At 37.3% G+C, this 24236-nt stretch carries 23 protein-coding genes; 7 read left to right on the plus strand and 16 right to left on the minus strand.

Going from position 1 to position 24236, the window contains the following annotated elements; genetic code table 11:
- Nucleotides 1-32 precede the first annotated feature (32 nt).
- Genes QWY78_RS07210 through QWY78_RS07220 form a run of 3 tightly spaced genes read right to left on the minus strand, consistent with a single transcriptional unit; the run spans nucleotide 33 to nucleotide 4917 of the window.
- On the minus strand, nucleotides 33-3185 hold the full coding sequence (locus QWY78_RS07210; RefSeq protein WP_290217998.1) for an efflux RND transporter permease subunit: 3153 nt from the start codon (nucleotides 3183-3185) through the stop codon (nucleotides 33-35).
- Between the two features lie 4 nt (nucleotides 3186-3189).
- Nucleotides 3190-4419: an efflux RND transporter periplasmic adaptor subunit gene (locus tag QWY78_RS07215; RefSeq protein WP_290218000.1), complete on the minus strand. Its 1230-nt coding sequence runs from the start codon at nucleotides 4417-4419 to the stop codon at nucleotides 3190-3192.
- 51 nt (nucleotides 4420-4470) lie between these two features.
- Nucleotides 4471-4917, minus strand: coding sequence for a transcriptional regulator (locus QWY78_RS07220; RefSeq protein WP_290218003.1), 447 nt, complete (start codon nucleotides 4915-4917; stop codon nucleotides 4471-4473).
- 193 nt (nucleotides 4918-5110) lie between these two features.
- Here QWY78_RS07220 and QWY78_RS07225 point away from each other — a divergent pair, with 193 nt between their 5' ends.
- Complete coding sequence (locus QWY78_RS07225) at nucleotides 5111-5434, plus strand: translation initiation factor (protein WP_290218005.1); 324 nt, start codon at nucleotides 5111-5113, stop codon at nucleotides 5432-5434.
- A 202-nt stretch (nucleotides 5435-5636) separates the two neighbouring features.
- Nucleotides 5637-6491 carry a nucleoside phosphorylase gene (locus QWY78_RS07230; RefSeq protein ID WP_290218006.1) on the plus strand — a complete coding sequence of 285 codons (855 nt, stop codon included), beginning with the start codon at nucleotides 5637-5639 and terminating at the stop codon, nucleotides 6489-6491.
- 49 nt (nucleotides 6492-6540) lie between these two features.
- On the opposite strand, the gene QWY78_RS07235 is transcribed toward QWY78_RS07230, so the two are convergent.
- Complete coding sequence (locus QWY78_RS07235; protein ID WP_290218089.1) at nucleotides 6541-7095, minus strand: DNA-3-methyladenine glycosylase I; 555 nt, start codon at nucleotides 7093-7095, stop codon at nucleotides 6541-6543.
- Between the two features lie 195 nt (nucleotides 7096-7290).
- Between QWY78_RS07235 and QWY78_RS07240 the strand changes: the two genes are divergently transcribed.
- Both QWY78_RS07240 and QWY78_RS07245 read left to right on the plus strand, forming a co-directional pair.
- Entirely contained in the window at nucleotides 7291-7557 is a 267-nt protein-coding gene (locus QWY78_RS07240) for a hypothetical protein (RefSeq protein WP_290218009.1), read from the plus strand.
- A 98-nt stretch (nucleotides 7558-7655) separates the two neighbouring features.
- The gene (locus QWY78_RS07245) at nucleotides 7656-8468 is read left to right on the plus strand and encodes an enoyl-ACP reductase FabI (protein WP_290218011.1); all 813 of its coding nucleotides are present in this window, start codon (nucleotides 7656-7658) and stop codon (nucleotides 8466-8468) included.
- Between the two features lie 57 nt (nucleotides 8469-8525).
- Here the strand turns inward: QWY78_RS07245 and QWY78_RS07250 are convergent, their stop codons facing one another.
- Together QWY78_RS07250 and QWY78_RS07255 are read right to left on the minus strand one after the other, a co-directional pair.
- On the minus strand, nucleotides 8526-9869 hold the full coding sequence (locus QWY78_RS07250) for a M28 family metallopeptidase (RefSeq protein ID WP_290218012.1): 1344 nt from the start codon (nucleotides 9867-9869) through the stop codon (nucleotides 8526-8528).
- Nucleotides 9866-10897 carry a threonine aldolase family protein gene (locus tag QWY78_RS07255; protein ID WP_290218014.1) on the minus strand — a complete coding sequence of 344 codons (1032 nt, stop codon included), beginning with the start codon at nucleotides 10895-10897 and terminating at the stop codon, nucleotides 9866-9868. The genes QWY78_RS07250 and QWY78_RS07255 overlap by 4 nt, the downstream gene beginning before the upstream one ends.
- Nucleotides 10898-11175: 278 nt before the next feature.
- On the opposite strand from QWY78_RS07255, the gene QWY78_RS07260 reads away from it, so the two are divergent.
- The 3 genes from QWY78_RS07260 to QWY78_RS07270 all read left to right on the plus strand — a co-directional run bounded on the left by QWY78_RS07260 (nucleotide 11176) and on the right by QWY78_RS07270 (nucleotide 13951).
- Nucleotides 11176-11829 carry a metal-dependent transcriptional regulator gene (locus QWY78_RS07260; RefSeq protein WP_290218017.1) on the plus strand — a complete coding sequence of 218 codons (654 nt, stop codon included), beginning with the start codon at nucleotides 11176-11178 and terminating at the stop codon, nucleotides 11827-11829.
- Between the two features lie 82 nt (nucleotides 11830-11911).
- On the plus strand, nucleotides 11912-13537 hold the full coding sequence (gene pruA, locus QWY78_RS07265) for an L-glutamate gamma-semialdehyde dehydrogenase (protein WP_290218020.1): 1626 nt from the start codon (nucleotides 11912-11914) through the stop codon (nucleotides 13535-13537).
- 177 nt (nucleotides 13538-13714) lie between these two features.
- Nucleotides 13715-13951: a YtxH domain-containing protein gene (locus QWY78_RS07270; protein ID WP_290218022.1), complete on the plus strand. Its 237-nt coding sequence runs from the start codon at nucleotides 13715-13717 to the stop codon at nucleotides 13949-13951.
- A 147-nt stretch (nucleotides 13952-14098) separates the two neighbouring features.
- On the opposite strand, the gene ypfJ is transcribed toward QWY78_RS07270, so the two are convergent.
- From ypfJ to nrfD, 10 genes are all read right to left on the minus strand, one after another.
- Nucleotides 14099-14956: a KPN_02809 family neutral zinc metallopeptidase gene (gene ypfJ, locus QWY78_RS07275; RefSeq protein ID WP_290218024.1), complete on the minus strand. Its 858-nt coding sequence runs from the start codon at nucleotides 14954-14956 to the stop codon at nucleotides 14099-14101.
- Nucleotides 14957-14988: 32 nt separating this feature from the next.
- Nucleotides 14989-17067: an LTA synthase family protein gene (locus tag QWY78_RS07280; protein WP_290218026.1), complete on the minus strand. Its 2079-nt coding sequence runs from the start codon at nucleotides 17065-17067 to the stop codon at nucleotides 14989-14991.
- Nucleotides 17068-17123: 56 nt separating this feature from the next.
- Nucleotides 17124-17606: a 6,7-dimethyl-8-ribityllumazine synthase gene (ribH, locus tag QWY78_RS07285; protein ID WP_290218028.1), complete on the minus strand. Its 483-nt coding sequence runs from the start codon at nucleotides 17604-17606 to the stop codon at nucleotides 17124-17126.
- A gap of 14 nt (nucleotides 17607-17620) precedes the next feature.
- Nucleotides 17621-18331: a YfgM family protein gene (locus tag QWY78_RS07290; protein WP_290218031.1), complete on the minus strand. Its 711-nt coding sequence runs from the start codon at nucleotides 18329-18331 to the stop codon at nucleotides 17621-17623.
- Nucleotides 18332-18453: 122 nt separating this feature from the next.
- Nucleotides 18454-18987, minus strand: a complete 534-nt coding sequence (locus QWY78_RS07295; RefSeq protein WP_290218036.1) for an adenine phosphoribosyltransferase — start codon at nucleotides 18985-18987, stop codon at nucleotides 18454-18456.
- A gap of 2 nt (nucleotides 18988-18989) precedes the next feature.
- Nucleotides 18990-20195 (minus strand): hypothetical protein, encoded by a 1206-nt coding sequence (locus QWY78_RS07300; RefSeq protein ID WP_435389058.1) that lies wholly within the window; start codon nucleotides 20193-20195, stop codon nucleotides 18990-18992.
- A gap of 80 nt (nucleotides 20196-20275) precedes the next feature.
- Nucleotides 20276-21607 carry a quinol:cytochrome C oxidoreductase gene (locus QWY78_RS07305; protein WP_290218039.1) on the minus strand — a complete coding sequence of 444 codons (1332 nt, stop codon included), beginning with the start codon at nucleotides 21605-21607 and terminating at the stop codon, nucleotides 20276-20278.
- 15 nt (nucleotides 21608-21622) lie between these two features.
- Entirely contained in the window at nucleotides 21623-22333 is a 711-nt protein-coding gene (locus tag QWY78_RS07310) for a c-type cytochrome (RefSeq protein WP_290218043.1), read from the minus strand.
- Nucleotides 22326-22847, minus strand: a complete 522-nt coding sequence (locus tag QWY78_RS07315) for a DUF3341 domain-containing protein (protein WP_290218047.1) — start codon at nucleotides 22845-22847, stop codon at nucleotides 22326-22328. The genes QWY78_RS07310 and QWY78_RS07315 overlap by 8 nt, the downstream gene beginning before the upstream one ends.
- Nucleotides 22834-24234, minus strand: a complete 1401-nt coding sequence (nrfD, locus tag QWY78_RS07320) for an NrfD/PsrC family molybdoenzyme membrane anchor subunit (protein ID WP_290218050.1) — start codon at nucleotides 24232-24234, stop codon at nucleotides 22834-22836. Before nrfD ends, QWY78_RS07315 begins: the two co-directional genes overlap by 14 nt.
- Between the last annotated feature and the right edge of the window lie 2 nt (nucleotides 24235-24236).

Here is a 24236-nt window from a genome sequence, read left to right on the forward strand (position 1 = left end):
TTTTATTTTTCATAAAAGTTGATGAGTTCCGGTTATTCAGAAAGATTAATATCTTTTTCTTTTAATGGCACTACTTTCTCTTGCAGATATTGGAAAATAACATACAGCACAGGGATTGCGATCAACCCGAAGAAAGTCCCAATGAGCAATCCAGAGGCTGCACCCGTTGCAATAGAGCGATTACCTACCGAACCAATTCCGCTGGCAAATACCAAAGGAACCATTCCGAAGATGAACGCAAATGAAGTCATTAAAATCGGTCTTAATCTGGCCTTGGCAGCGTTGATTGCAGACATGGCAATCGACTCACCGTGCATCCGTCTTTGTACGGCAAACTCAACAATCAAGATGGCATTCTTGGCGAGCAATCCGATCAACATGATAATGGCAATTTGGAAATAGATATTATTCTCTAAACCAAAAATCCTTTGGCCGAAAAACGCTCCTATTACACCTAAAGGCAAAGAAAAAATAACGGAGAACGGAAGCAAATAGCTTTCATATTGCGCAGCCAAAATAAAGTAAACGAACAGAAAACTCAGTAAAAACACGATATAGGTTTGCGCGCCCGCTTTCATTTCTTCTTTTGTCAATCCGGTAAATTCTACATCATAATTGGCGGGCAAATTTGCGGCAGCAACTTCCTGCACGGCTTTAATGGCATCACCTGTAGAAAAACCAGGATTACTAGAACCATTGATTCCAACAGAGGTAAATAAATTATACCGTTCTAAGGATTGAGGTCCAAAACTTTTTTCTAAACTAACAAACTGTGAGATCGGAGCCATGGCTCCAGAAGCTGTTTTTACAAAAATAGAATTCAGATTTTCGGGAGATTTTCGATCATTGGGTAAGGCTTGAATCATCACCCTAAATTGTTTTCCGTATTTGGTAAAATCTGAAGAATAGATTCCGCCAATATAGCCTTGCATCGTACTTAAAATACTATTTAAACTTACCCCACTTTCTTTTGCACGTGGAACATTAATAACCAATTCATATTGCGGATAGTTGGTATTAAAGGAGGTTGAAGCAAACTGGATTTCTGGTCTTTGCATCAAAGCTCCGATAAAACTCTGTGTTACGGTATTCAATTCTGTAATTTCACCACCAGATTTATCGAGTAAAACTGCGGAGAAGCCATCACTTTGTCCGAATCCAGGAACACTTGGAGGTGAGAAGAAAATAATTTTCGCATCTGGATATTTACCGGTGATTCCAAACAACCTTTTGGTGATTTCGTCTACGCTTTGTCCGCCAGCTTTTCCACGTTCTTTAAAGGGTTTGAGCTTAATAAACGCCTGCCCCACATTAGAACCTTGTCCCGACATGAACCCTCTGCTTGCGGTAAAGGAGACATTCTGAACCCCTGGTATTTTTCTGGCTTCCACTTGTAGATCCGACAAAATATTATACGTTCGCTCCAAAGAGGCTCCCGGTGGGAGTAGCACATCTGTAAATAGAATCCCACGGTCTTCTTTAGGAATAAAACCGGTTGGCATTGTAGAACTTGCCCACCAAAAAGTAACGGCGCCTGCGGCAAAAATAACCAACAAGCTTATCCATTTATTTCTTAAAATAAAATTAAATGATTGCCCATACTTTTTAGTTCCGGCATTAAATCCTGCATTAAATTTACTAAAGAATTTTTGCGCAAAATTCAAGCTTGCATATTCTTTGGTATGGTGTGCCGGTTGTTTTAAAAACATGGCACAAAGCACTGGACTTAAGGTTAGGGCATTCACCGCTGAAATTAAAATTGCAATAATTAGTGTAATCCCAAACTGCTGGTAGAAAACGCCAGTCGGTCCTGTTAAAAATGTTACCGGAATAAACACGGCTGCCATAACCAAGGTGATGGAGATAATTGCGCCGGTAATTTCATCCATTGCTTCTACCGTTGCTTTTTTCGCATCCGTAATACCCCCTTCCATTTTTGCATGTACCGCTTCCACGACGACAATAGCATCATCGACCACAATCCCAATGGCGAGAACCAAGGCGAAAAGCGTCAATAAGTTAATGGAGTACCCAAATAGGTTCAGAAAGAAAAATGTACCTATGATTGATACCGGCACTGCAATAGCAGGAATCAGTGTAGATCTGAAATCCTGTAAGAATAAAAACACCACTAAAAACACCAATATAAAAGCTTCGATTAAAGTAGTAATTACCTTAGAGATTGAAGCATCTAGGAATTCATTGGTATCAAAGTTAATATTGTAACCCACCCCTTCTGGCAAAGTTTTTTCCGTTTCTTTTAATAGGGTTTTTATATTGGTAATGATTTCTTGTGCGTTGGAACCTGGGGTCTGAAAAATCCCCATACTGATCGAACGGTTTCCGTTGCTTTCACCAATTCCTGCATACGATTGAGAATCGAGTTTAATTTCGGCCACATCTTTTAACCGAAGATATTCCCCATTTCCTAAGGAGCGCAGAATTATATTTTCAAATTGATCTACTTCATTATATTTCCCTTTATAGGTGATAATATATTGAAAGGAACTTCCGCTATTTTCACCTAATGCTCCAGCAGCAGCTTCTCTTGACTGTTCGTTAATTGCGGCAGAAACTTCTGAAGGTTCCAAAGAATAAGCCGCCATTTTCGCCGGATCCAGCCAAATTCTCATGGAATAATTTTTTCCACCGAAAACCATGGCATCACCAACCCCATTAATTCTTTTTAATTCTGGGATGATATTAATGTTCATATAATTCTGCAACCACACCTCGTCCAAACTTGGGTTGGCCGTGTAGAAAGAAAGATACATCAGTGCACTGGTTTGTTGCTTGCTTACTTGCACACCAGAGCGCGTTACCTCCGAAGGCAAAAGCGGAACGGCACGTTGTACTTGGTTTTGTACGTTTACCGCCGCAATATCTGGATCTATCCCTTGTTTAAAGAAAATCTGAATTGACGCTGAACCATTGTTTCCGGCAGAAGAGGAAATATAATCCATTCCTTCTACACCGTTGACTTGTTCTTCAATCGGAATAATTACACTATTCATTACCGTTTGCGCATTGGCTCCGGTATAATTTGCTGAAATACGTACCGTTGGCGGCGCAATATCAGGATACTGTGTGACCGGAAGAGAAATGAGTCCCAAAATACCCAACACAACAATCATGATGGAAATTACGGTAGATAAAACCGGTCTGTTTATAAATTTTTTAATCATCTTTTTAGAAAATCGGTTTTATGGCATTAATAATATCATCAAATTTTTTCGGTTGTGATTTCACCGGAGTTCCCGTTTTTAAAGTTCCCACTCCTTCTGCTACAACGACCTCTCCTTTTGAAGCTCCCTCAGAAATAATGACCATATTGTTTGTGCGATCCAGCACTTTGATGACTGCACTTTTCGCAGTATCTTGTTTTACTTTATAAATGTAGACCAAACCTTGTTGCTCATAGGTTGCCGTTTCTGGCAGTACCAAAACATTATCATACGCTTTTGGGATTCTAATGGTACCACTGTTTCCATTGCTCAATAATTTATTAGGGTTGGGAAAAGAGGCACGAAACTGAATGCTTCCTGTAGAGGGATCGATCTGGCCGGTCACCGCTTTCACGTAACCTTTTTCCGCATAGACTTCCCCATTGGCTAACATCAACTCGATGGCTGGCATATTTTTTAATTTCTCGGGAACTGTTGCTCCTTTTGAGTTTTTCAAAAAGTTGAGATATTCTTTTTCATTCATCGAAAAATAAGCGTACAATTCACTGGTATCCGAAACTGTTGAAATCGGCATTGGATCTGCAGGCCCAACCAAACTTCCGGTTCGGAAATTAATTTTGCCGATATTTCCAGAAATTGGCGCTCTAATAACAGAGTAATCGATATTTGCTTGAACTCCTTGGAAATTCGCTTGTGCTTGTGCAACTCCAGCGCTCGCCTGCTGTTTGGCTGCGATGGCTTGTGCTACCTGAGCCTGAGCTCGTGCGAGATTTGCCTGGGCAGTTTGAAGCTGAACATTACTTATGATATTTTTCTCCACCAAAGGTTTCAATTTATTTACTTCTACTTGTGCCGCGTTCACCGCAGATTGTGCGGCTTTTACATTGGCGTCAGAGGCAGCAACATTTGAGCGGGCTGCGCCAACCCCTGCTTTTGCAGCATTGGCCGATTGATTCAGGGAATTGGTTTCTAGGCGGAACAACGGTTGCCCTTTGGTCACGTACTGGCCTTCATCTACCAAAACCTGAGTGATATAACCTTGCATTTTCGCACGCACATCATTATTCACACGACCTTCAATACTGGTCGGGAAGGTAGAATATCCGGTAACATTTCTATTTTCGACCGCAACAGTCGCTACAACTTTGGGTCCTTGAGCAGGTCGTTGATCTTTCTTGGTGCAGGAAAAGACCGACAGCACAGAAAAAGACAGTAGAATAATTTTATTTTTCATGAACATAATTCTATATTTAACCTTCATTGAATGAAGATACCAGTGATTTTTTTATAATTGATCGAGCGAATCTTTTATATTGGCAATATTTTTATTAAAAAGGTTACTGTAAATAGCAAACTTTCGTAAGGAATTTTCATCGGTCGGATTTCGAAAGGATTTTAGTTTGTCTAAAATCAAAAGTTCCCGTTCCATTTTTACAATAATTTCTTCAAACCGAACCTTCATATATTTTTCATTCATCACAAAAAATCGTTTTCTTTCGTCGATTTTATTAAAATCTGTAATGATATTCAGATTCAAAAGCAGATTAAGATTTGACGAAATAGAACTTTTACTGGCTGCGAAAATATCTACGAATTCATCAAATGCAACGCCATTTCTATCGAAATCGAAAATTAAATAAGAATATATTTTAGCAGCAAGGGGTGGTAAATGGAAGGCTTCTCCATAAAACTTAACCATGTCGCAAAATAAATCTTTATCAATTTCTATCATTTATCAAATTTAATTTGCAAAATTACAAATTAGTTCTGAACAAAACGAACCAATATTATATTTTATGATTTTTTTAAGATTTCAGAAAAAATTGCTCCCATGCAAACAATGAAAAATATCACCTATCCGACTTTCGCAAGTTAAAAATCGATTTTGAAAAAAAAGACAAGATAAAATTACTTAATTTTGTTAGATGGATTTAAGAGATCAACTAAAAAATATATTCCCTGAGCACGAAGAACAGGATTTCGAAATGCCGACCGAACCATTTGTGCAGAAAGAGCCACTGGTTTGTAAATTTGAAAAAAAGGGAAGACATGGTAAGCCAGTCACTTTGGTTGAGGGTTTTGAAGGCAGTGATGAAGACCTAAAACTGATTTCTAAAAAAATTAAAACGACCTTAGGGATTGGCGGTTCTGAAAAAGACGGAATTATTATCATACAAGGTGATAACCGGGATAAAATAATGGTTATCCTGAAAGAGATGGGTTATAAAACGAAACGAGTAGGCGGATAAATGGTGGCAAGTAATGGTAATTTAGCAAGACCTAAAATATAGAAACGAATCTGCAGCCCGACTTGAACGGAGCTCTTTTTTGCGCAACGAAGTGGAGCAAAAAAAGCGGGAGTGGAAGGCGGAAAAGTCTGCCCTAAAAAATTAAAAATTTGACATCGTTAATTGTCTACCCAAATAATAATTTAAAAATAAAAAATATATTATGCTTAATAAATTAGCTGCATCAGAATTGGTGCTCAATGAGGATGGAAGTGTTTATCACCTGAACTTATTGCCCGAAGATATTGGTGGAAAAATCATGTTGGTTGGTGATCCCGACCGTGTTCCTAAGGTTTCTAAATATTTCGACAAAATTGAAATTAAGAAAAATAAAAGAGAATTTTATACGCATACCGGAACTTTGCGTGGGGAAAGAATCACCGTAATGTCTACTGGAATTGGTACTGAAAACATCGATATCGTAATGAACGAACTGGATGCTTTGGTGAATATTGATTTGAAAGACAAAGAATTTAAAAGCAATCATACTGCTTTGGAATTATTCCGAATGGGAACTTGCGGATCTGTAAATCCTGACGTAGAAGTTGACAATATGTTGGTGACGGAAAACGTAGTTGGACTCGATGGTTTACTGCATTTTTACCAAGATTATGAATTTGAAAATGACTTCTCCAGAAACTTCATGGCGAAATTTCCGTACGAGAAAATTAAACCGATGTTGTATTTTTCTGACTGGGCCAAAGAAATGGGCGACTATTACAAGGACGCAAAATACCATGGAAACACAGCAACTTTCCCTGGATTCTACGCTCCACAAGGAAGACAGCTTCGTTTGAAAGCGATTGACGATCAGTTTTTAGAAACCTTAAATGATTTGGGCGTGACCAACTTCGAGATGGAAACTTCTGCGATTTATGGACTTTCTAAACTGTTAGGTCATAAAGCAATTACGGTGAATTCTGTTATTGCAAACAGAAGAAGAGGTGAATTTTCTGCTGATCACGCTGCTTCTGAAAAGAATATGATCGAGTGGGTTTTGGATCGGATTGTGAAATAAATATTTTCAACAGAATTAAAAATTGCGGTTAAGAAATTAGCTGCATTTTTTATTTACAATGACAATCAACCAAATGGTCATTCACCATTCCAGTCGCTTGCATAAAAGCGTAAACAACTGTTGATCCTAGAAACTTAAATCCTCTTTTCTTTAAATCTTTTGATAAAGCATCTGAGATTTCTGTAGTTGCCGGAACCTCGCTTAAGGCTTTCGGGTGATTTACAATGGGTTTTCCATCGACAAATTTCCATAGGTATGTTGAAAAACTACCGAACTCTTTTTGCACTTCCTGGAATCTTTGGGCATTGTTAATAGTGGCTAAAATCTTCAATCTGTTTCTTATAATTCCAGCATTATTCATTAATTCTATCACTTTGTTTTCAGAATAGTTCGAAATTTTTTTATAGTCAAAATTATCAAACGCTTGGGCGAAATTTCCCCGCTTCTTTAAAATCGTATACCAAGAAAGTCCCGCTTGAAAGCTTTCTAAAACCAGAAATTCAAAAATCGTTTCATCACCATAAACAGGCTTTCCCCATTCTTGATCATGGTATTTTCGATAAAGATTATCTTTTTCAGACCAGCTGCAGCGTACAATTTCCATGATTTTAACTTTTTTCAAAAATAAGAAACTAAATTTTGAAACCGTTGCTGGAAAATTAATTGATCAATAATTTAAGATTAATTTATCATATGTTTAACATCGTATTAAGATTTTTAGGAATGGAACTTGCAACCTTTTGTATTATCAAAAAAAGTTATTTCTAAAACTAAATATTAACAATAAACAATTATCATTATGGACAGACAGGATTATAACAAAGCAGAAGACGCAGTTAATGAAACAAAATGGACGGTAAATAATTACGCTGACCGAGCAAAAGATTACATCCGCGAACAGAGAGACAAAAACACCGAACCTACGGCAGAAGGCTGGATGGAACGCGCGAAAGATAATATATCTGACGCTTGGGAAGACACCAAAGATGCAGTTTCTGAGGCTTGGGAAAATACCAAAGACTGGTCAGAAGATGTGAAAGCAGAAGTAAGAAAAAAAACCAACTAAGGTGAATTTTTTCTAAGAAAAAGAGTCGTATTCAGTACGGCTCTTTTTTTTATGCGTTAAACAATAAAAATTTTTTAAATTTGTCTAAAATTAAGATTATGTCATACGGATTACTAAAAGGTAAGAAAGGAATTATCTTCGGTGCTTTAAACGATCAATCCATCGCTTGGAAAGTCGCAGAAAGATGTCATGAAGAAGGTGCAGAGTTTATATTATCAAATGCTCCAATTGCAATGAGAATGGGAGAACTTGATGAACTCGCCAAGACAACAGGCTCAGATGTTATTCCTGCGGATGCAACTTCAGTCGAAGATCTAGAAAAGCTTTTTGCTCATGCTCAGGAAAAGTATGGTAAAATTGATTTCATCCTGCATTCTATCGGCATGTCGGTAAACATTAGAAAAGGAAAATCTTATACCGATCTCAATTATGATTTCTTGGAAAAAGGTTGGGATATTTCTTCCGTATCGTTCCATAAAGTAATGAAAGCGGCTTGGGATAAAGATATTATGAACGAATGGGGTTCTATTTTAGCCTTAACATACATTGCTGCCCAAAGGGTTTTCCCAAATTACGGTGATATGGCTGATAACAAATCTTATCTGGAAAGTATTGCCAGAAGTTTCGGCTATTACTGGGGGGATAGAAAAGTTCGCGTGAATACCATTTCACAATCTCCTGTAATGACCAAAGCTGGTGCTGGAGTAAAAGGAATTAGTGGGTTCTTCAATTTCGCAGATAATATGTCTCCACTTGGAAATGCTGATGCTCTGGATTGTGCAAACTATTGTGTAAGCCTTTTCTCTGATTTGACGAGAAAGGTGACCATGCAAAACCTTTTCCACGATGGTGGTTTCAGTAAAACCGGTGTTTCACAAAAAATTGTAGATAAATTTGAAGATTTAGAATAACTAGACTTTTAGTTAAAAATAAAATCCGTCTCGTATGATTAACGAGACGGATTTTTTTTATCGGGACACTTTGGGAATTACCGGTAAACTTTCGTTGCCACTTGCAGAAACACTTTGCACGGCAAAAATAAAATTATCCTTGGAAAGCGGAACAATGTACGAAGTTTCTGTAGTAAATATTTTATGAGTCCAAACCGAACGGTCTGTTTCTCTGTAAAGAACGTGGTATCCTTTTACTTCTCCTGAAGCTGGTTTTTCCCAAGTAAGTTTGGTAGTATTGGAAAGCTCTTTTACGTCCATCAAAACATTTTCTGGTTTTGGCGTTGATTTCGCCAAGTTTGCTAAAACTGCCACATTAACCGTGGTATTGGTTTTTAAATAATCGAAGTCCATAAACTCAATTAAGTCTCCAAATTTTTTATTATTTTCGGTCCGAACATCTTGATGTTGATGGTCATAATTTTCATAATAATCCGTTAACCGAATAGCTGTAAAACCGTGATTAACAAACGGGGTATGATCGCCACCACGCAAAAACCGATCGTTTCTATAGATGAGCTTAATCTCGATATTTTTCACATACTTTTCTCCAATTTCTTTTACATACCTGGCCAATTGTCGTGCATTCCCATCATTTTCTAAACCAAGATTTCGAATTTTTGCGGCATTGATCTCTGTGTCAAAAGCAGACAAACCTTCACTAAACACTCTTAATTTTGGGATTTTCTCATTTTTTGGCGCATCGAAACCGTTATTTCCAATCATATCATTATTTAAAACAGCTTCAATGATCCACTGGTCTTCTTTGGCTTTATCGGCAAGCATTTTAGCGCCCAACAGGCCTTGTTCCTCACCACTAACAGCAACAAACAAAATAGAAATAGGGAATTTGGATTTACTTAAAACTCTTGCGGCCTCGATAACGGCAGCCACTCCACTGGCATCATCATTTGCGCCTGGTGCAAAATCGGTTGCGTTCAGCACGTCTGAAACGCGGGAATCAAGATGACCCGAAATAATGATTATTCTTTTATCAGTGGGGTCAGTTCCTTTTAAAATCGCGATTGCATTGCCAAGATTTGTTGCTTTGTTGATTCGTTTACCGTCTGGTTCTAAATCTTCATTTTGTAAAAAAACCTCCATTCTACCACCAGCGTTTTGTGCATAATTTCTAAATTTCGAAAGTACCCAATTTCTGGCTGCGCCAATACCTTTACGATCGTCTGTTGTAGAACTCATAGTGTGGCGCGTGCCAAAACTAACCAATTTTTCAACATTTGCTTTTAGAGAGTCTTTGCTCACCAACTTTACGTATGCGGAAATCTCGGGGTCCTTATCTTGCTTCTGTGCCGCCAATCCAGCAGACAGCATCACGCTTAGCGCTAAAAATATGATCTTCATTTTAAATGTATTATTTCATTAATAAAATTCGTAACCGTTTCATCAGTAGTTGCCCACGAGGTAATTAAGCGTACCGCCGCTCGCTCATTATCAAGCTTTTTCCACACGTAAAAATCAAAATTGATGGAAAGTTGGTCAATTTGATTTTGATTTAATATGGGAAATATCTGATTGGTAAAGGTTTCACATAGGAATTCACAACCAATCAGCTGCAAGGCTTTTTTAATTTTCATTGCTTGCTGATTGGCGTGGCTGGCCAAATTAAAATAAAGGTCATCTTTCAACAGCTCCTGAAACTGGATTCCCAGTAAACGGCCTTTGGCAAGCAAAGCACCTTTTTGCTTTAAATGAAAGCCAAATTCCTGCTGTAATTTTATATTATTAATGACAATAGCTTCTCCAATTAAAGCACCATTTTTTGTTCCACCTAGATAAAAAGCGTCGCAATATTTGCCGAAATCTTCTAAAGTCAAATCATTGGTTTCTGCAGTTAAAGCATGTCCCAATCGCGCGCCATCAACAAACAAGAAAAGATTCTTGGTTTGGCAGAATTCATACAGCGCGATCAAATCCGTTTTTGAGTAGATGGTTCCCAACTCGGTCGAATTTGAGATGTAGACCATTTTCTGTTTTACTTGATGTGGCATATTTTGATGACCATCAATAATTTTCTGAACATCCTCTGGTCGAATTTTACCGTCTGCATTTTCAATTCCGTGTACTTTATGTCCTGTGGCTTCAATCGCGCCACTTTCATTAGTGAAAATATGACCTGTATTTGCTGCCACTACGCTTTCGTGGGGACGTAAAAAGGCAGAGATAATAATTAAGTTGGCTTGGGTTCCGCCAGATACCAGATACACTTTCGCGGCCGGATTATTCATTTTCCGTTTAATAATCATTTCAGCATCTAGTGAATATTCATCGAGGCCATAGCCATTTTGCTGCAACAAATTCACCTCAGATAATCGCTCGATAATTCGAGGATGTGCACCTTCAGCATAATCATTTTTAAAAGAATATTTCATGGATTAAATTTAGAAAAAAAAGGGTGAAAACCACCATAGAAAATGGGTGAAAATACCTTTGAATAAAAATTTTCTTTATCCATCTTTGTCTTATAAAAATAACCAAATTAAAACTAATAACCTTTTTTTTAACATCCGTAAGTCTAAAAAGTTTTGATAAACGACAAATATTTTAGATAGGATGTAAATTTTCTTCATGTATTTTTATTTAAATGTAGGCGTGTAATTTTTTACACGCCTTTATTTTGTTAGATTTGCATTTTAGACCATCTAACTTTATGATTTCACTTACGGAAGAAAATTACCTGAAAGCTATTTTCCATTTAAGAAATGACGACAATACCGTTACGGTAAATGAATTAAGCAAGTTTTTAAATGTAAAAATGCCTAGCGTAAATAATATGATGAAAAAATTCGCCCAGAAAAACTGGGTGATTTACGAGACCTATAAACCGCTGAAAGTTACGGCAGAGGGTAAAAAGCAGGCTGCCTTAATTGTAAGAAAACACCGGCTTACCGAGATGTTTCTGGTAGAAAAAATGAATTTTGGCTGGGAAAACGTCCATGAAATTGCAGAACAATTGGAACATGTTCATTCTGATCTCTTTTTCGATAAAATGGACGAAATTTTACACTATCCAAAATTCGATCCCCATGGCGAGCCGATCCCTGACAAAGAGGGAAATATCATTGCTTTGGATTTACAAAAATTAAGTAATTGTGCAATTGGGAATCAAGTGATTTTCAGCTCTGTCACGGTTTCCGATGATGAATTTTTAAGCTATCTGAATAGCAAAGAATTAGAGTTAGGCAAAAAACTAGAAATTTTAGAAATCGAAAAATACGACCAATCGATGAGTATTTTAAAAGAAGACGGAAAAAAAATCACATTAAGTAAAATGGTTTGTGACAAAATACTAGTCAAGCTTTAAAATGGGAAGGTTTCATTTTTTGGAACATTAATGTAATTCTCTTAACTTTGTAATATTCATTAAATCAATAAAAAATAAAAATATGTCAAAAGCAATTTCACAGGTTCCTTTCGCTGTAAACGAGCCCGTTAGAACTTATGAGCCAGGTTCAGCAGAGGTAAAATCGCTGATTGCCACTTATAAAAAAATGTGGAAGGAAAAAGTTGAAATCCCAATGGTCATTAATGGCAAAGAAATCAAGACTAAAGAAAAAGTAGAGATTAACTCGCCACAAGACCATCAACATAATTTAGGTTTCTACTACAAAGGAGATATGACTCATGTAGAAGAAGCCATTAACACGGCATTAGCAGCCCGAGAAAACTGGAATAATTTAGGGTGGGAACATCGTGCAGCTATTTTCTTAAAAGCGGCCGATTTAATTGCAGGGCCTTATAGAGATCGTTTGAATGCAGCAACTATGATTGCGCAAAGTAAAAATGTTCATCAAGCAGAGATCGATGCAGCATGTGAATTCATTGATTTCTTGAGATTCAATGTAGAATTCATGACTGAAATGTACAGCGAGCAACCAGTCTCTGATAGTGGCATTTGGAATCGTTCGGAATATAGACCTTTAGAAGGTTTTTGTTTTGCGGTAACTCCTTTTAATTTTACGGCCATTGCCGGAAACTTGCCGACTTGTATGGCAATGATGGGAAATGTTGTGGTCTGGAAACCATCTGATAAACAGGTTTATTCAGCAATTGTTATCATGGATGCACTTATTGAAGCTGGTTTGCCAGCAGGAGTCATCAATATGATCTTTACCGATGGTAAGGAAACTGCGGCAAAGGTTTTTACTCACCCAGACTTCGCTGGACTACATTTTACGGGTTCAACTTCGGTTTTCCAAAATATGTGGAAGACGATGGGAGACAATATCCATAATTATAAAACATACCCTAGAATTGTAGGTGAAACTGGTGGAAAAGATTTCATCATGGTTCATCCTTCTGCGAACGTAGATGCTGTAGCCACGGCAATGGTAAGAGGAGCATTTGAATACCAAGGTCAGAAATGTTCGGCAGCATCCAGAGCATATATTCCGAAATCTCTTTGGAAAGATGTAAAAAAAGTATTGGAAGCTCAGATGAAAACCATCAAAATGGGAAGTCCAGAAGACCCCTCTAATTTTGTAAATGCGGTAATCGATAAAAATTCATTTGAAAAGTGCCAGGGATATATCGAAAGAGCAAAAAAATCAAAAGAAGCTAGCGTGATTATCGGTGGGCAATGTGACAATAGTAAAGGATGGTTTGTACAACCAACCGTTATTGAAACGACCAATCCAAAATATGAATCCGTTTGCGAAGAAATCTTTGGACCAATTCTTTCGGTCTATGTTTATGAAGATAAAGACTGGACTGCTACGTTGAAGTTGGTTGATGAAACTTCTCCTTATTCATTAACAGGAGCGATTTTCTCTCAAGACCGTTATGCGATTGATGAAGCGTACAAAGCTTTAGAAAATGCTGCAGGAAACTTCTACATCAATGATAAACCGACTGGAGCAGTTGTCGGACAGCAACCTTTTGGTGGCGCCAGAGCTTCGGGAACGAATGATAAGGCAGGATCTAAAATGAATTTGATGCGATGGGTTTCTGTTAGAAGTATCAAAGAAACTTTTGTTTCTCCGAAAGATTATAAATATCCTTATCTGGGTTAAATCGCTATTTCCATTTTTAGTTAAAATGAACTGTAAATTCCGTCTCGTTCGATTTCGAGGCGGATTTTTTTGAGACTTTAACAAAACTTTAGTGGTTAGAAGAATCTCTTTGGCATAAAATTTACATACTCATTAGCATCAAATTAAAAATTCATAAAAAATTAAAAACATAGCATTATGGGCACTAAAAAAAACGGATTATTAGCATTATTAGGACTTGGAGCAATTGCTTGGTGGAAATATAAAAATGCAAGTCCAGAAGAGAAACAAAAAGTAAAAGATACGGTGAATACCGCCAAAGACAATTTCAACAAATGGGGGAATGACCTGAAAACCAAAGCAGGCGATGTAGCAACGCAAGTTCAGGATAAGGTTAATGAAGCCAAATCCTCTGTTGAAGATTCAATGAAGTAAGACCAGGCACACATTCATATATTTAAGGAAAATCGCAACGTATTTATTTACACTGCGATTTTTTTTGCAAAAACCCCGAAACCATTAGAATTTTTTTCTTTATTTTAAGTTCTTCGTTCAACAGGAGGTAAATTTAATTCATTGGTTTTATTTCAACAAAGCATTAAAGGTATCACCTTGCCGTATATCACCGGTATTGTATCCTTTCATAAACCATTCTTTTCTTTGCGCAGAACTCCCGTGTGTAAAACCTTCCTGATTTACATATCCTTGGGATCTCTTTTGAATATTGTCATCACCAACTGCTTCCGCGGCAGAAATTGCAGATTCTATATCTCCAGGTTCTAAAAATTTTTCGCGATTATCGGTTTGTTTTGCCCAAAGCCCAGCATAGAAATCTGCTTGTAACTCTGTGGCTACGGACACGCGGTTCATTTCTTTTTCTGAATATTTACCACTTCTACGCAACTGATCTACTTTCTGAGTGGTTCCTAAAAGCGTTTGTACATGATGACCCATTTCATGTGCCATCACATAAGCGATAGAGAATTCTGTTACTTTTGCGCCAAAACGCTGCTCCAGTTCTTTGAAAAAACTCATGTCCATGTAAACCGTTTGATCGGCTGGACAATAAAAAGGTCCCATTGCAGCTTGTGCAGTTCCACATCCGGATTGGGTAACCGCTTCAAACATCACCACTTTTGCCGGACGGTATTGCATGCCATTTTCACGAAATATTTTAGCCCAGGTTTGTTCATTCTCTGCGGTAATCATTTGAACAAATTCCCGAACTTTAATTTCATTGGGAGTTAAATTACGCTGCTCTGTCTGTGCTCCAGAGTTTGACATTCCAGAAGATAAAATTGCCGAAGGATCGCCACCCAGAAAAAATATAATTGCTGCGATTATTAAAGTTCCTAATCCACCGCCAACGAGCATTCCTCCGCCGCCGCCGGCTCCTCGCCTGTCATCAACATTTCCGCTTCTATCGTTTGTCCATTTCATATTTAAATCTTTTGCTAAAAATACAAAAAAAATTATTTATTGAGTTTGTTTTCTTTTAACCAAAATGAAACGCTTTGATAGACCGAGATACAATCATCAACTAAAGTTTGCTGTAAATTTTTGACTGGAGTTTCATCATAAAAAATTTTAAAATTTTCTGGATTTTTTGATTTCTGCAAAGTCAAAGCATACTGTTTCACTTTTTTGGTAGGAGAGATTAGGGTTAAGTAATTATCCTTAATTAAACCCAAATCCTGATAGGTTGCGACATAGGCTTTTGGCTGAAATTTGTTGGTCAACACATCTTGACCTAAAAATTTTGATTGATATTTAAAGTTAAGCAATCCAAACAGGGTCGGCATGACATCAATTTGAGACATGGTAGGATTAAATTGTTGTGGCTGAATAAAACCTTCAGAAAATATCATTCCTGGAATTCTGTATTTATCCATGGGTAGTTCTGTTTTTCCGGCACTGGATGCGCAATGATCAGCAATAATTACAAAGACGGTGTTTTTATACCAATTTTGTTTTTTTGCCATTTCAAAAAATTTACGAATCGAATAATCAGTATATTTTACGCCACCTTCGCGAGATTTTGCCGTTCCCGGAATATCAATTCTTCCTTCAGGATACGTAAATGGCCGATGATTAGAAACGGTCATCCAATGGTGGAAAAAGGGTTTGCCAGATTTTGCCTCCTGAGACATTACTTCAATTGCCTTTTTGGCCATATCTTCATCAGAAACGCCCCAAACATTAGCAAAAGTTATTTCATCTGGTTTAAAATTATTTCGATCGACAATTTCATACCCATTTCCTTTATAGAAATCTTCCATATTATCAAAATAACTGTAACCTCCGTACAGGAACTTCACGTCGTAACCTTTAGCTTTAAAAACACTGCCGGTACTAAATTTATTTTTATTGTTTACTCTTTTGACGACACTTTCTCCGGCTGTGGGCGGAATACACAACGTAAGTGCCTCTAAACCCCGTACTGTTCGATTCCCAGTAGCATAAAGATTGGTAAACAATAGTGATTTATCTGCTAAACTATCTAAGAAAGGTGTAATCTTTTGGTCATTCCCGTAATGTTCTAGAAACTCAGCGGAAAGGCTTTCAATTGAAATCAAAACTACATTTTTACGAAGTTCAGGATCTTCTGGATTAATATTTCGGCTTAAAGTGGGAGGATCAAATTGTTGTAAAAATTGATGTTCTGCAACTTTCTGATCTAAGGTGGAGTAGAATTGAAAATAATCCAGTTCTTTTTGGGTAAATGCCTGGTAAAATTTTGGAAAGCCATTGGCCTGAATTTCCCGTGCAAAGGTATTTTCGGTTTTTATTTTCCCTAATTGTGGAATGATTATTAAACTTATAGCAAACAAAAGAACATAGGAAGCCAACAACACTAACTTTTGACTAAAATTTGGCAGCGTCAATAATTCACTTTTTGTTTTTTTATAAATAAACCATGAAACCATCAGCGCAAGCGAGAATATTACAGAAAACAACGGTAAGACAGGATAGCTTTCCATAATATTTCCGATCACTTCATTGGTATAAATAAGATAATCAACTGCAATGAAATTATATCGAACGCCAAACTCATTCCAAAAGAAATACTCACTCACGCCATTAAATATAATCAAGAGTACATAGAGGAAAACAACAATGAAATAAAGAAAATTTCTAATTTTAATTCTTTTGGTCGGCGAAAAAAGCATTGATCCAAACAGCAAAGTTTTCAATCCAATGAAACCCATTGCCACTTCTGGAAAAGAGCCTCCATATTGTTTAAAAATATTACCGGGAACAGCTGCTGTATATAAAAACGCCGCGACAAGAAGTCCGAAAATAATATAACCATATGGTTTCTTATATTTTGAATCAGACAAAAACAAGGAGTAAAGCGCGAAAATACTGCTCGCCAGTATAAAAACAAAAACATCGGTGATTGCACCGATGAATAATAATTTTAGACTTTCAACAAAACTGAATTTAACTGCAGTTATAGGGTGAAAAATAAATATAATTCTTACAATAAAAGATACCAAGCCGTAGAAAAGACCTAAATACAAATAAGGTTTTAGTTTTGAAGTGTTCATAATCAATGTTTTTTTTCGGTCGTAATCAGGTTAATTTAAAAAAAAACTTGAAGACATTATAAATCTCTTTTAAAAGCAATCATTTGCAAGGCTGTAACGCCGGCTTCTACTCCTTTATTCCCTAAACTGCCACCGCTTCTGGCGATGGATTGTTCCTTTGTATCATCGGTTAGGAGGCAGAAAATGGTAGGAACATTTGTTAAAACATTGCAATCTTTTATTCCCTGCGCTACGGCGGAACAAACATAATCAAAATGTGGGGTTTCTCCACGGATCACGCAACCTATTGAAATTACCGCATCAAAATAATCCGTTTTACAAAGTTGCATCGATGCATAATTGAGTTCAAATGCGCCGGGCACATAGAAAATTTTGATATTTTCTTCTTTTACGCCTTCTTTGGTTAGCACCTCTAGAGCGCCATCGCGAAGGTTGAAGGTTACAAAATCGTTCCATTCTGAAACAACAATGCCAATTCTAAAAGAATCGGCATCATTTATTTGTAATGGTTGATAATCAGAAAGATTTACAGTTGCCATTATTTTATTTTTTATTAATAATATTTTACCATTTCGATATACGATTCTGACATGCCATTATCATAATCTTCATATTTTTCATCAATTGTGGAAAAATATTTTTTCGCTTCGGCCTTCTTTTTCAGAGCTAAGGAAACAATTCCTGCTTTTCTTGTGAAATAATAAGAAGTATACGGATCATCTGAAGCTGAAATCGCTTTATCTAAAAGTGACAAAACATCATCACTTTTATTAAGATTTGCCTGACAGTCTGCCATAGCACCATATTTCAATGCCATCAAAACTTTATTATCAGACGAAAAATTATCGATAAGATCATACGCTTCTTGGTATTTTCCTTGTTTAAATTTAATTAGACCCGCATTGTAGGAAGATAGTTTTCCAACTTTGGTTCCTGAATATTCTTTATACGTGCCAAGGTAACCAGGATTAGCCGCGCCTTTGCCACCTAAAGCCAAATCATCTTTACCATCTGCTAAATTTTTCTGTGCTGCAAGATAACTTAAGGTTGCTTCTTCGTTTCTTGGTGCTTCATAAAACTGCTGAAAAGCAAAATATCCTAAAACGCCCACCAATAATGCACCGAAAACGATCAATAAAAGTTTAGCATTTTTTTCGAGAAACTTCTCTGTATCGAGTGCACCTTGGTCTAGGTCTTTGAAAACCTCTACGGTTTCCTTACCTTCCATTTCTTTTTTGCTGGTGCGAGATTTGAATTTTGCCATAATTTTAATAAAAATTGAAGTGCAAATTTAACTGTTTTTAAGCGATATACAAAATTATGCTCAAAAAAACATTTTCTGTAAAAATCTACCCGTAAATAAGTTCTTAATTGTCTTGTTTTTTTTTAATAGGTTAAAATTTGGTGAACTTTAGCATTGAATTTTTTCAGCCGCTCTTCTCCTCGCAGATCCTTTAGACCAATTAAAAAACTAAATTGAGAGACCACTCCGCCTTGTTTTTGAACAAGATGTGCGGCAGCTTCTGTTGTACCTCCAGTAGCCAATAAATCATCATGGATTAATATTCTTTGTCCGGGTTGTAATTGTCCAGTCCGCATTTCAATTTCTGCTGAACCGTACTCTAAATCATATTTTTGACCGATGAAAGGTGGGGGAAGTTTCCCTTTTTTTCGTATCAAAATAAAAGGCACATCCAAGGCTACGGCAATTGCGATACCGAATAGATAGCCGCGACTTTCAATACCGCAGACGGCATCTATTTTGCCACGACTGAAATCTGCCAAATCCGCAATGACCTCTTCATAGAGTTTCGGATTGAGAAATATCGGCGTAATATCTTTAAATTGAATTCCGGGTTTAGGAAAATCTGGAATGTTCTGAATGGTATTTTCTAAATCTTGAATAAGTTGATGATTCATTTTTAATTGATTTTATAGCTTGAAATTTTCCAGTCACCATTAACATTCTTTAACCCGAATGTTACTTGTACAGCAGTTACTCTGCCCTCTTTATCGGTAATATCATAAGTAGCGTTGACACTGGCGGTATTTGCAGAAGCAGTGTTGGTCGTAATATTCTTAACATTAATGCTTTTCACCCCACCAAAGCCAGAGGTAGGATTAGAAAACGTTTCGTAGGAACCCCAATTTGGATTATCTGCAACATCGTAGGCACTTCGCAGGTTTTGGCTCGATAAATTATTTAAAAATTTAGAGACGCTTGCTTTTGGATCACTACTCGGAGTTGGCAATTTTGTATCTGCCTCTGTACCAGTAGGATCTGTAGTTCCATCTGTGTTTTGTAAATCTGTATTTGTTGGATCAGTAACTGGATCAGCACTGGACATGAGCAGCGCTTTTGGGTTCACTGCTACACCAATCTTAGACATTTTATAGGTTTTCTTTGTTGTTTTTACCGAAACGGTAATATCAATTTTTTGATCGACAATTTTCTGGGATGGAAGTGAGGAAAATCTAATATTGAAACCTTTAAAGTTATTATTTAGCATCAGGTTTTTAGCAGTAATGATACGGTTACCACCACTGTAAACCTCTAGAATTGTTTCTAAAGCTGCGCCATCAAAAACAATGGCCTCTCCCTTTGCATCCACTAATTTTGGCACTACTTGTAGAGATTGCGTGCCCAATATTTCATCATTTCCAATACTTGCGATATTTAGATTTAAGGCGCCCGCTTTGATATCATTTGCATCAAACTCTTTGGCTTTATCGTTTTCAAATATATTCATTTCCCCTAAAGAAGGTGGGCCTGTACTTGACCAATCCACTTCATTTTTCTGCGCAACCTGATCTGCTAAGGCAAAGATTTCTGGAACTTTTTTTCCGTCTATTAAGGTTCCCAACGCTTTTAATTCGTTGGTTTCACCATCTGCCTCGACCCCAAAAGTTTTCAAAATGTACAGCGCTTCATTAAATTTAACTTGCTGAAGTGTATTTAAACTAGACGCCATGTCATTGATACTAGACTGCAAAGATTTCGTAGTAGTAGCATCTGCAGCATCTTTTTTACAGCTTATAAAAAAAAGCAATAAGGCAAAAAGAAAAAATCTACTTCGTGTAAAAAAAGTAGTTTTAGCCATTAGGTTTTCGGAACTAATCTTAATCATATCATGTTTTGGTTTCTAACAAATTTATAAAAAAATCCCGACAAAGGCCGGGATTATGTTTTTGAATACAGTTTTATTAATTAAAAAGGATATTCGTAAATTTTAGACTCGTGTAGGAAAGGATTTCCTTCAGGAAGTAATTTCAGTTTAGATAAGGTTGTCATTACCACAAAGATAAATAAACCTAATCCGAACAATACTGCACCTGCATTGGTTAACAATCCTGTAATATTTTGCCAGTAAGGACCTACCGATCCAGGCATTACCATATTATAATATACCAACCAATGTCCTGCAATAATGATAACTGCCATTGTGGACATCACCGTGTAATTTCTTTTGATGCTTGAACTTACCATAACACTTAACGGAATTGCAAAGTTCAAAAGTAAGATTGACCAGAATGCCCATCCGTAGTATTCAAATCGACCGTAGAAATAGTTTACTTCTTCCGGGATGTTTGCATACCAATAAAGCATAAACTGTGCGAACCAGGTGTAGGTCCATAACATGGTGGATGCAAAAAGGAAAACTCCTAAATCGTGCAAGTGATTATCATTAAACTCAGGTAAAAAGCCTGCTTTCTTTAAATAAACACTGATGACCATAATTACCGCAATTGAGGTTGCTAAGGCACTTACCATCGCATACCAAATGTACATGGTTGAATACCAGTGTGGATCAATAGACATTAACCAATCCCATGCCCAAGCTGCTGAAGCAAATCCGAAGAATGCGATATAACCAACATTCCAACTGTAATATTTGGCGTATACAGCTCTGCTTTTGGTCTCATCAATTTTCTTAGAAAGTGATTTCAATTTCCAAGCAAAGAAGGATGCTCCAATTACATAAAGTAAGGTTCTAAATATATAGAAAGGAATATTTAAGAATGTTTTCTTTTCGTAAAGAATAGGGTCAAAATGGGCATTATTAGGATCTGTCAATTCTGGATCCATCCAATGGAATATATGACCTAAATGGCTAACATTCATCAACATAATAATAATAATGATTGCACCAGCCCAAGGGATAAATGATGCAACTGCTTCCATTACTCTCAAAATGATAATTGACCATCCAGAGTGTGAAACGGTTTGAATTGCATAGAAGAATAAGGCACAACAACTTAATGCAAAAAGAAAGACCGACACGGTATGGATTGCCGCTAACGGTTGATTTTTAAACTGCATTGTTGCATGCTTTAAATGAGCAGCATTATCTTGTGGCCCCACTATTTCGCTAGAATTTGAGGGTGCATGATTTCCGCCGGCATGAGCTGCCTCCATCATATGTTCAATCTGGGCCTCGTCAACTCCATGATTCATAAAGTAACCAGCTCCAAACAGAACCAATCCCAGAACGATGAATACGACTGAATATAATCTTAATTTAGGTGAAAAACTATACATTTTTTTTACTCTTTTTTATTTTTTAGGACTCGTACTAGATGCTTCCGGTTCTGTTACCGATGGAGCATTCGCGGCAACCACAGCTGGTGCAGCTGAAAGTCCACCTTTAAACTCATTCATAATATACAGTGAAACTCTCCATCGATCACCCGGTTTTAATTGTCCGGCATAAGATCCCATTGAGTTTCTTCCGTGGGTTAATACATAATGTACTGATCCAATAGTCAATTGCCGGTCTGCAAATTTGGGAACACCTGAGTACGCTCCGCTTTCTACAATTGAACCTTGACCGTCACCTCCTGTTCCGTGGCAAGCAGCACACGTTTGATCGTATAACAGTTTTCCTCTTACGACATCTTTTTCTTGGTTCGCAGGATCTAGTGGAGAAGCGCTAATTAATTTCGACGCATCATATCCTTCATTATATTCCAAGGGTACCATAGCTTTGTTCGCTGCAGGATCTGCAAGCCCTTCTGGATTTTGTGAAACGGTACCGTCAACTGGACCTAATCCAGTAGCTCCGTCCAGCTTTACAAAAGCAGGAATTTCATTATCATGTTTTGAATAAGCATCTTCTGCCTTCATCAAAGGATCGTAAGCGACAGGAAAGTACATATCTGGAAAATAAACCAATGGTGGATTTCCTTTACTGCAAGAACTTAAAGTAATTGCGGCACATCCTAAGATCGCTGTAATTTTTAATATATTCTTTGTCATTTTAAGCATCTTTTACAGTTATTTCTTCCACTCCGGTATCAATCAGAATTTGCTTCACTGCATCAACATTGTCGGTAACAAACTCCATCATAAATTTATCATCCGTTGTTCTCGGATCTGGATTCTGGGGAGGACAACCAGGATACATTTTATTTCGCACCAAGAATGTTAGTGACATCATGTGCGCGGCGCAGAAAACCATTAATTCAAACATTGGAACTACAAATGCCGGCATATTGGTCCCCCAGCTAAATGCAGGTTTACCTCCGATATTCATCGGCCAATCGTGGTTCATTGTGTACCATGTCACCAAAGAACCCACCAACAATCCATATACTGCATAGATAAAAGCTGCATCAGAGAGTCTTGTCTTCTTTAATCCTAAAGCTTTATCAAGCCCATGCACTGGAAAGGGTGTGTAGACTTCGGCAATCGAGATTCCTTTATCAGTAAACGCTTTAACGCCATCTAATAATTCATCATCATCGGCATAAATACCGTATATTCTTTTAGTGGTGCTCATCTTCTTCTTCTTTTGCTTTATAAGTTTCACCTGATATTTTCAAGATAGTCTTCAATTCCGCTTGTGCAATGATTGGGAATGTTCTTGCATATAATAAGAATAAGACTCCAAAGAAACCAATTGTTCCTAAATATACTCCAACATCAATAACGGAAGGCTTAAACATCGTCCAAGAACTTGGTAAGTAATCTCTGGCGATATTAATTACGATAATATCAAATCTTTCGAACCACATTCCAATATTAATAATTAGAGCAATAATAAACGTTGCCATAATATTGGTTCGTACTTTCTTGAACCAGAATAAGGCAGGAACAACCAAGTTACAAATAATCAAGGCCCAGAATGCCCACCAGTAAGGACCGGTTGCTGCACCTGGCGAAAGGTATGTAAAGTCTTCATATCTTGAACCAGAATACCATGCGATAAAATATTCAGTTGCATAGGCTACCGTTACCATACCACCTGTTACAATAATTACAATGTTCATAATTTCGATATGATACATGGTAATATAATCTTCTAAATGGGCTACTTTTCTCGCAACCAATAATAGAGTTTGTACCATTGCAAATCCGGAGAAAATTGCTCCTGCAACGAAGTATGGCGGATAAATAGTTGAGTGCCATCCTTTAATTACCGAGGTCGCAAAGTCAAAAGATACCGTGGTGTGTACTGAGAATACCAATGGTGTTGCTAAACCTGCCAATACCAATGACATCTCTTCAAATCGTTGCCAGTGTTTTGCTTTACCACCCCAGCCAAATGAAAGGAAGGTGTAAATTCTTTTAGTCCAAGGTGTTTTTGCACGGTCTCTGATCATGGCAAAATCCGGAATCAATCCCATAAACCAGAATACACTGGAGACTGAGAAATAGGTGGATATTGCAAATACATCCCAGAGAAGTGGTGAGTTAAAGTTGGTCCAAAGAGAACCAAATTGGTTTGGTAAAGGGAATACCCAATATCCTACCCATACTCTACCCATGTGAATTACAGGGAAGATCGCTGCTTGAACTACCGCGAAAATGGTCATCGCCTCGGCCGAACGGTTTACAGACATTCTCCATCTTTGTCTAAATAATAAAAGTACTGCGGAGATCAATGTACCAGCGTGACCGATACCTACCCACCAAACAAAGTTGGTAATATCCCAGCCCCAGTTATTGGTCCTGTTAAGTCCCCAAGCACCGATCCCGGTACCAATGGTGTATGCAATACAGCCAAATCCATAAATGAATAGCGCCAATGCAATCCAGAAAGAAACCCACCAGAGTTTTCCTGCTCTTTCTTCTATAGGTCTAGCGATATCTTCTGTTATATCGTGATAAGTCTTGTGACCAATAATTAAAGGTTCCCTTATCGGAGCTTCGTAGTGTCCTGACATTT

This window comes from Kaistella yonginensis (assembly GCF_030409525.1).
Lineage (GTDB): Bacteria > Bacteroidota > Bacteroidia > Flavobacteriales > Weeksellaceae > Kaistella > Kaistella yonginensis.

Excerpts from the sequence above, each read along its gene's own strand:
- QWY78_RS07270 (WP_290218022.1), top strand. The coding sequence starts at position 13,715 with ATGGGCACTAAAAAAAACGGATTATTAGCATTATTAGGACTTGGAGCA.
- QWY78_RS07245 (WP_290218011.1), top strand. The coding sequence starts at position 7,656 with ATGTCATACGGATTACTAAAAGGTAAGAAAGGAATTATCTTCGGTGCT.
- QWY78_RS07230 (WP_290218006.1), top strand. The coding sequence starts at position 5,637 with ATGCTTAATAAATTAGCTGCATCAGAATTGGTGCTCAATGAGGATGGA.
- QWY78_RS07305 (WP_290218039.1), bottom strand. The coding sequence starts at position 21,607 with ATGTATAGTTTTTCACCTAAATTAAGATTATATTCAGTCGTATTCATC.
- ypfJ (WP_290218024.1), bottom strand. The coding sequence starts at position 14,956 with ATGAAATGGACAAACGATAGAAGCGGAAATGTTGATGACAGGCGAGGA.
- pruA (WP_290218020.1), top strand. The coding sequence starts at position 11,912 with ATGTCAAAAGCAATTTCACAGGTTCCTTTCGCTGTAAACGAGCCCGTT.
- QWY78_RS07280 (WP_290218026.1), bottom strand. The coding sequence starts at position 17,067 with ATGAACACTTCAAAACTAAAACCTTATTTGTATTTAGGTCTTTTCTAC.
- QWY78_RS07255 (WP_290218014.1), bottom strand. The coding sequence starts at position 10,897 with ATGAAATATTCTTTTAAAAATGATTATGCTGAAGGTGCACATCCTCGA.
- QWY78_RS07260 (WP_290218017.1), top strand. The coding sequence starts at position 11,176 with ATGATTTCACTTACGGAAGAAAATTACCTGAAAGCTATTTTCCATTTA.
- QWY78_RS07315 (WP_290218047.1), bottom strand. The coding sequence starts at position 22,847 with ATGAGCACCACTAAAAGAATATACGGTATTTATGCCGATGATGATGAA.
- QWY78_RS07210 (WP_290217998.1), bottom strand. The coding sequence starts at position 3,185 with ATGATTAAAAAATTTATAAACAGACCGGTTTTATCTACCGTAATTTCC.
- QWY78_RS07225 (WP_290218005.1), top strand. The coding sequence starts at position 5,111 with ATGGATTTAAGAGATCAACTAAAAAATATATTCCCTGAGCACGAAGAA.
- QWY78_RS07235 (WP_290218089.1), bottom strand. The coding sequence starts at position 7,095 with ATGGAAATTGTACGCTGCAGCTGGTCTGAAAAAGATAATCTTTATCGA.
- QWY78_RS07215 (WP_290218000.1), bottom strand. The coding sequence starts at position 4,419 with ATGAAAAATAAAATTATTCTACTGTCTTTTTCTGTGCTGTCGGTCTTT.
- nrfD (WP_290218050.1), bottom strand. The coding sequence starts at position 24,234 with ATGTCAGGACACTACGAAGCTCCGATAAGGGAACCTTTAATTATTGGT.
- ribH (WP_290218028.1), bottom strand. The coding sequence starts at position 17,606 with ATGGCAACTGTAAATCTTTCTGATTATCAACCATTACAAATAAATGAT.
- QWY78_RS07290 (WP_290218031.1), bottom strand. The coding sequence starts at position 18,331 with ATGGCAAAATTCAAATCTCGCACCAGCAAAAAAGAAATGGAAGGTAAG.
- QWY78_RS07295 (WP_290218036.1), bottom strand. The coding sequence starts at position 18,987 with ATGAATCATCAACTTATTCAAGATTTAGAAAATACCATTCAGAACATT.
- QWY78_RS07220 (WP_290218003.1), bottom strand. The coding sequence starts at position 4,917 with ATGATAGAAATTGATAAAGATTTATTTTGCGACATGGTTAAGTTTTAT.
- QWY78_RS07250 (WP_290218012.1), bottom strand. The coding sequence starts at position 9,869 with ATGAAGATCATATTTTTAGCGCTAAGCGTGATGCTGTCTGCTGGATTG.
- QWY78_RS07310 (WP_290218043.1), bottom strand. The coding sequence starts at position 22,333 with ATGCTTAAAATGACAAAGAATATATTAAAAATTACAGCGATCTTAGGA.
- QWY78_RS07300 (WP_435389058.1), bottom strand. The coding sequence starts at position 20,195 with ATGATTAAGATTAGTTCCGAAAACCTAATGGCTAAAACTACTTTTTTT.
- QWY78_RS07240 (WP_290218009.1), top strand. The coding sequence starts at position 7,291 with ATGGACAGACAGGATTATAACAAAGCAGAAGACGCAGTTAATGAAACA.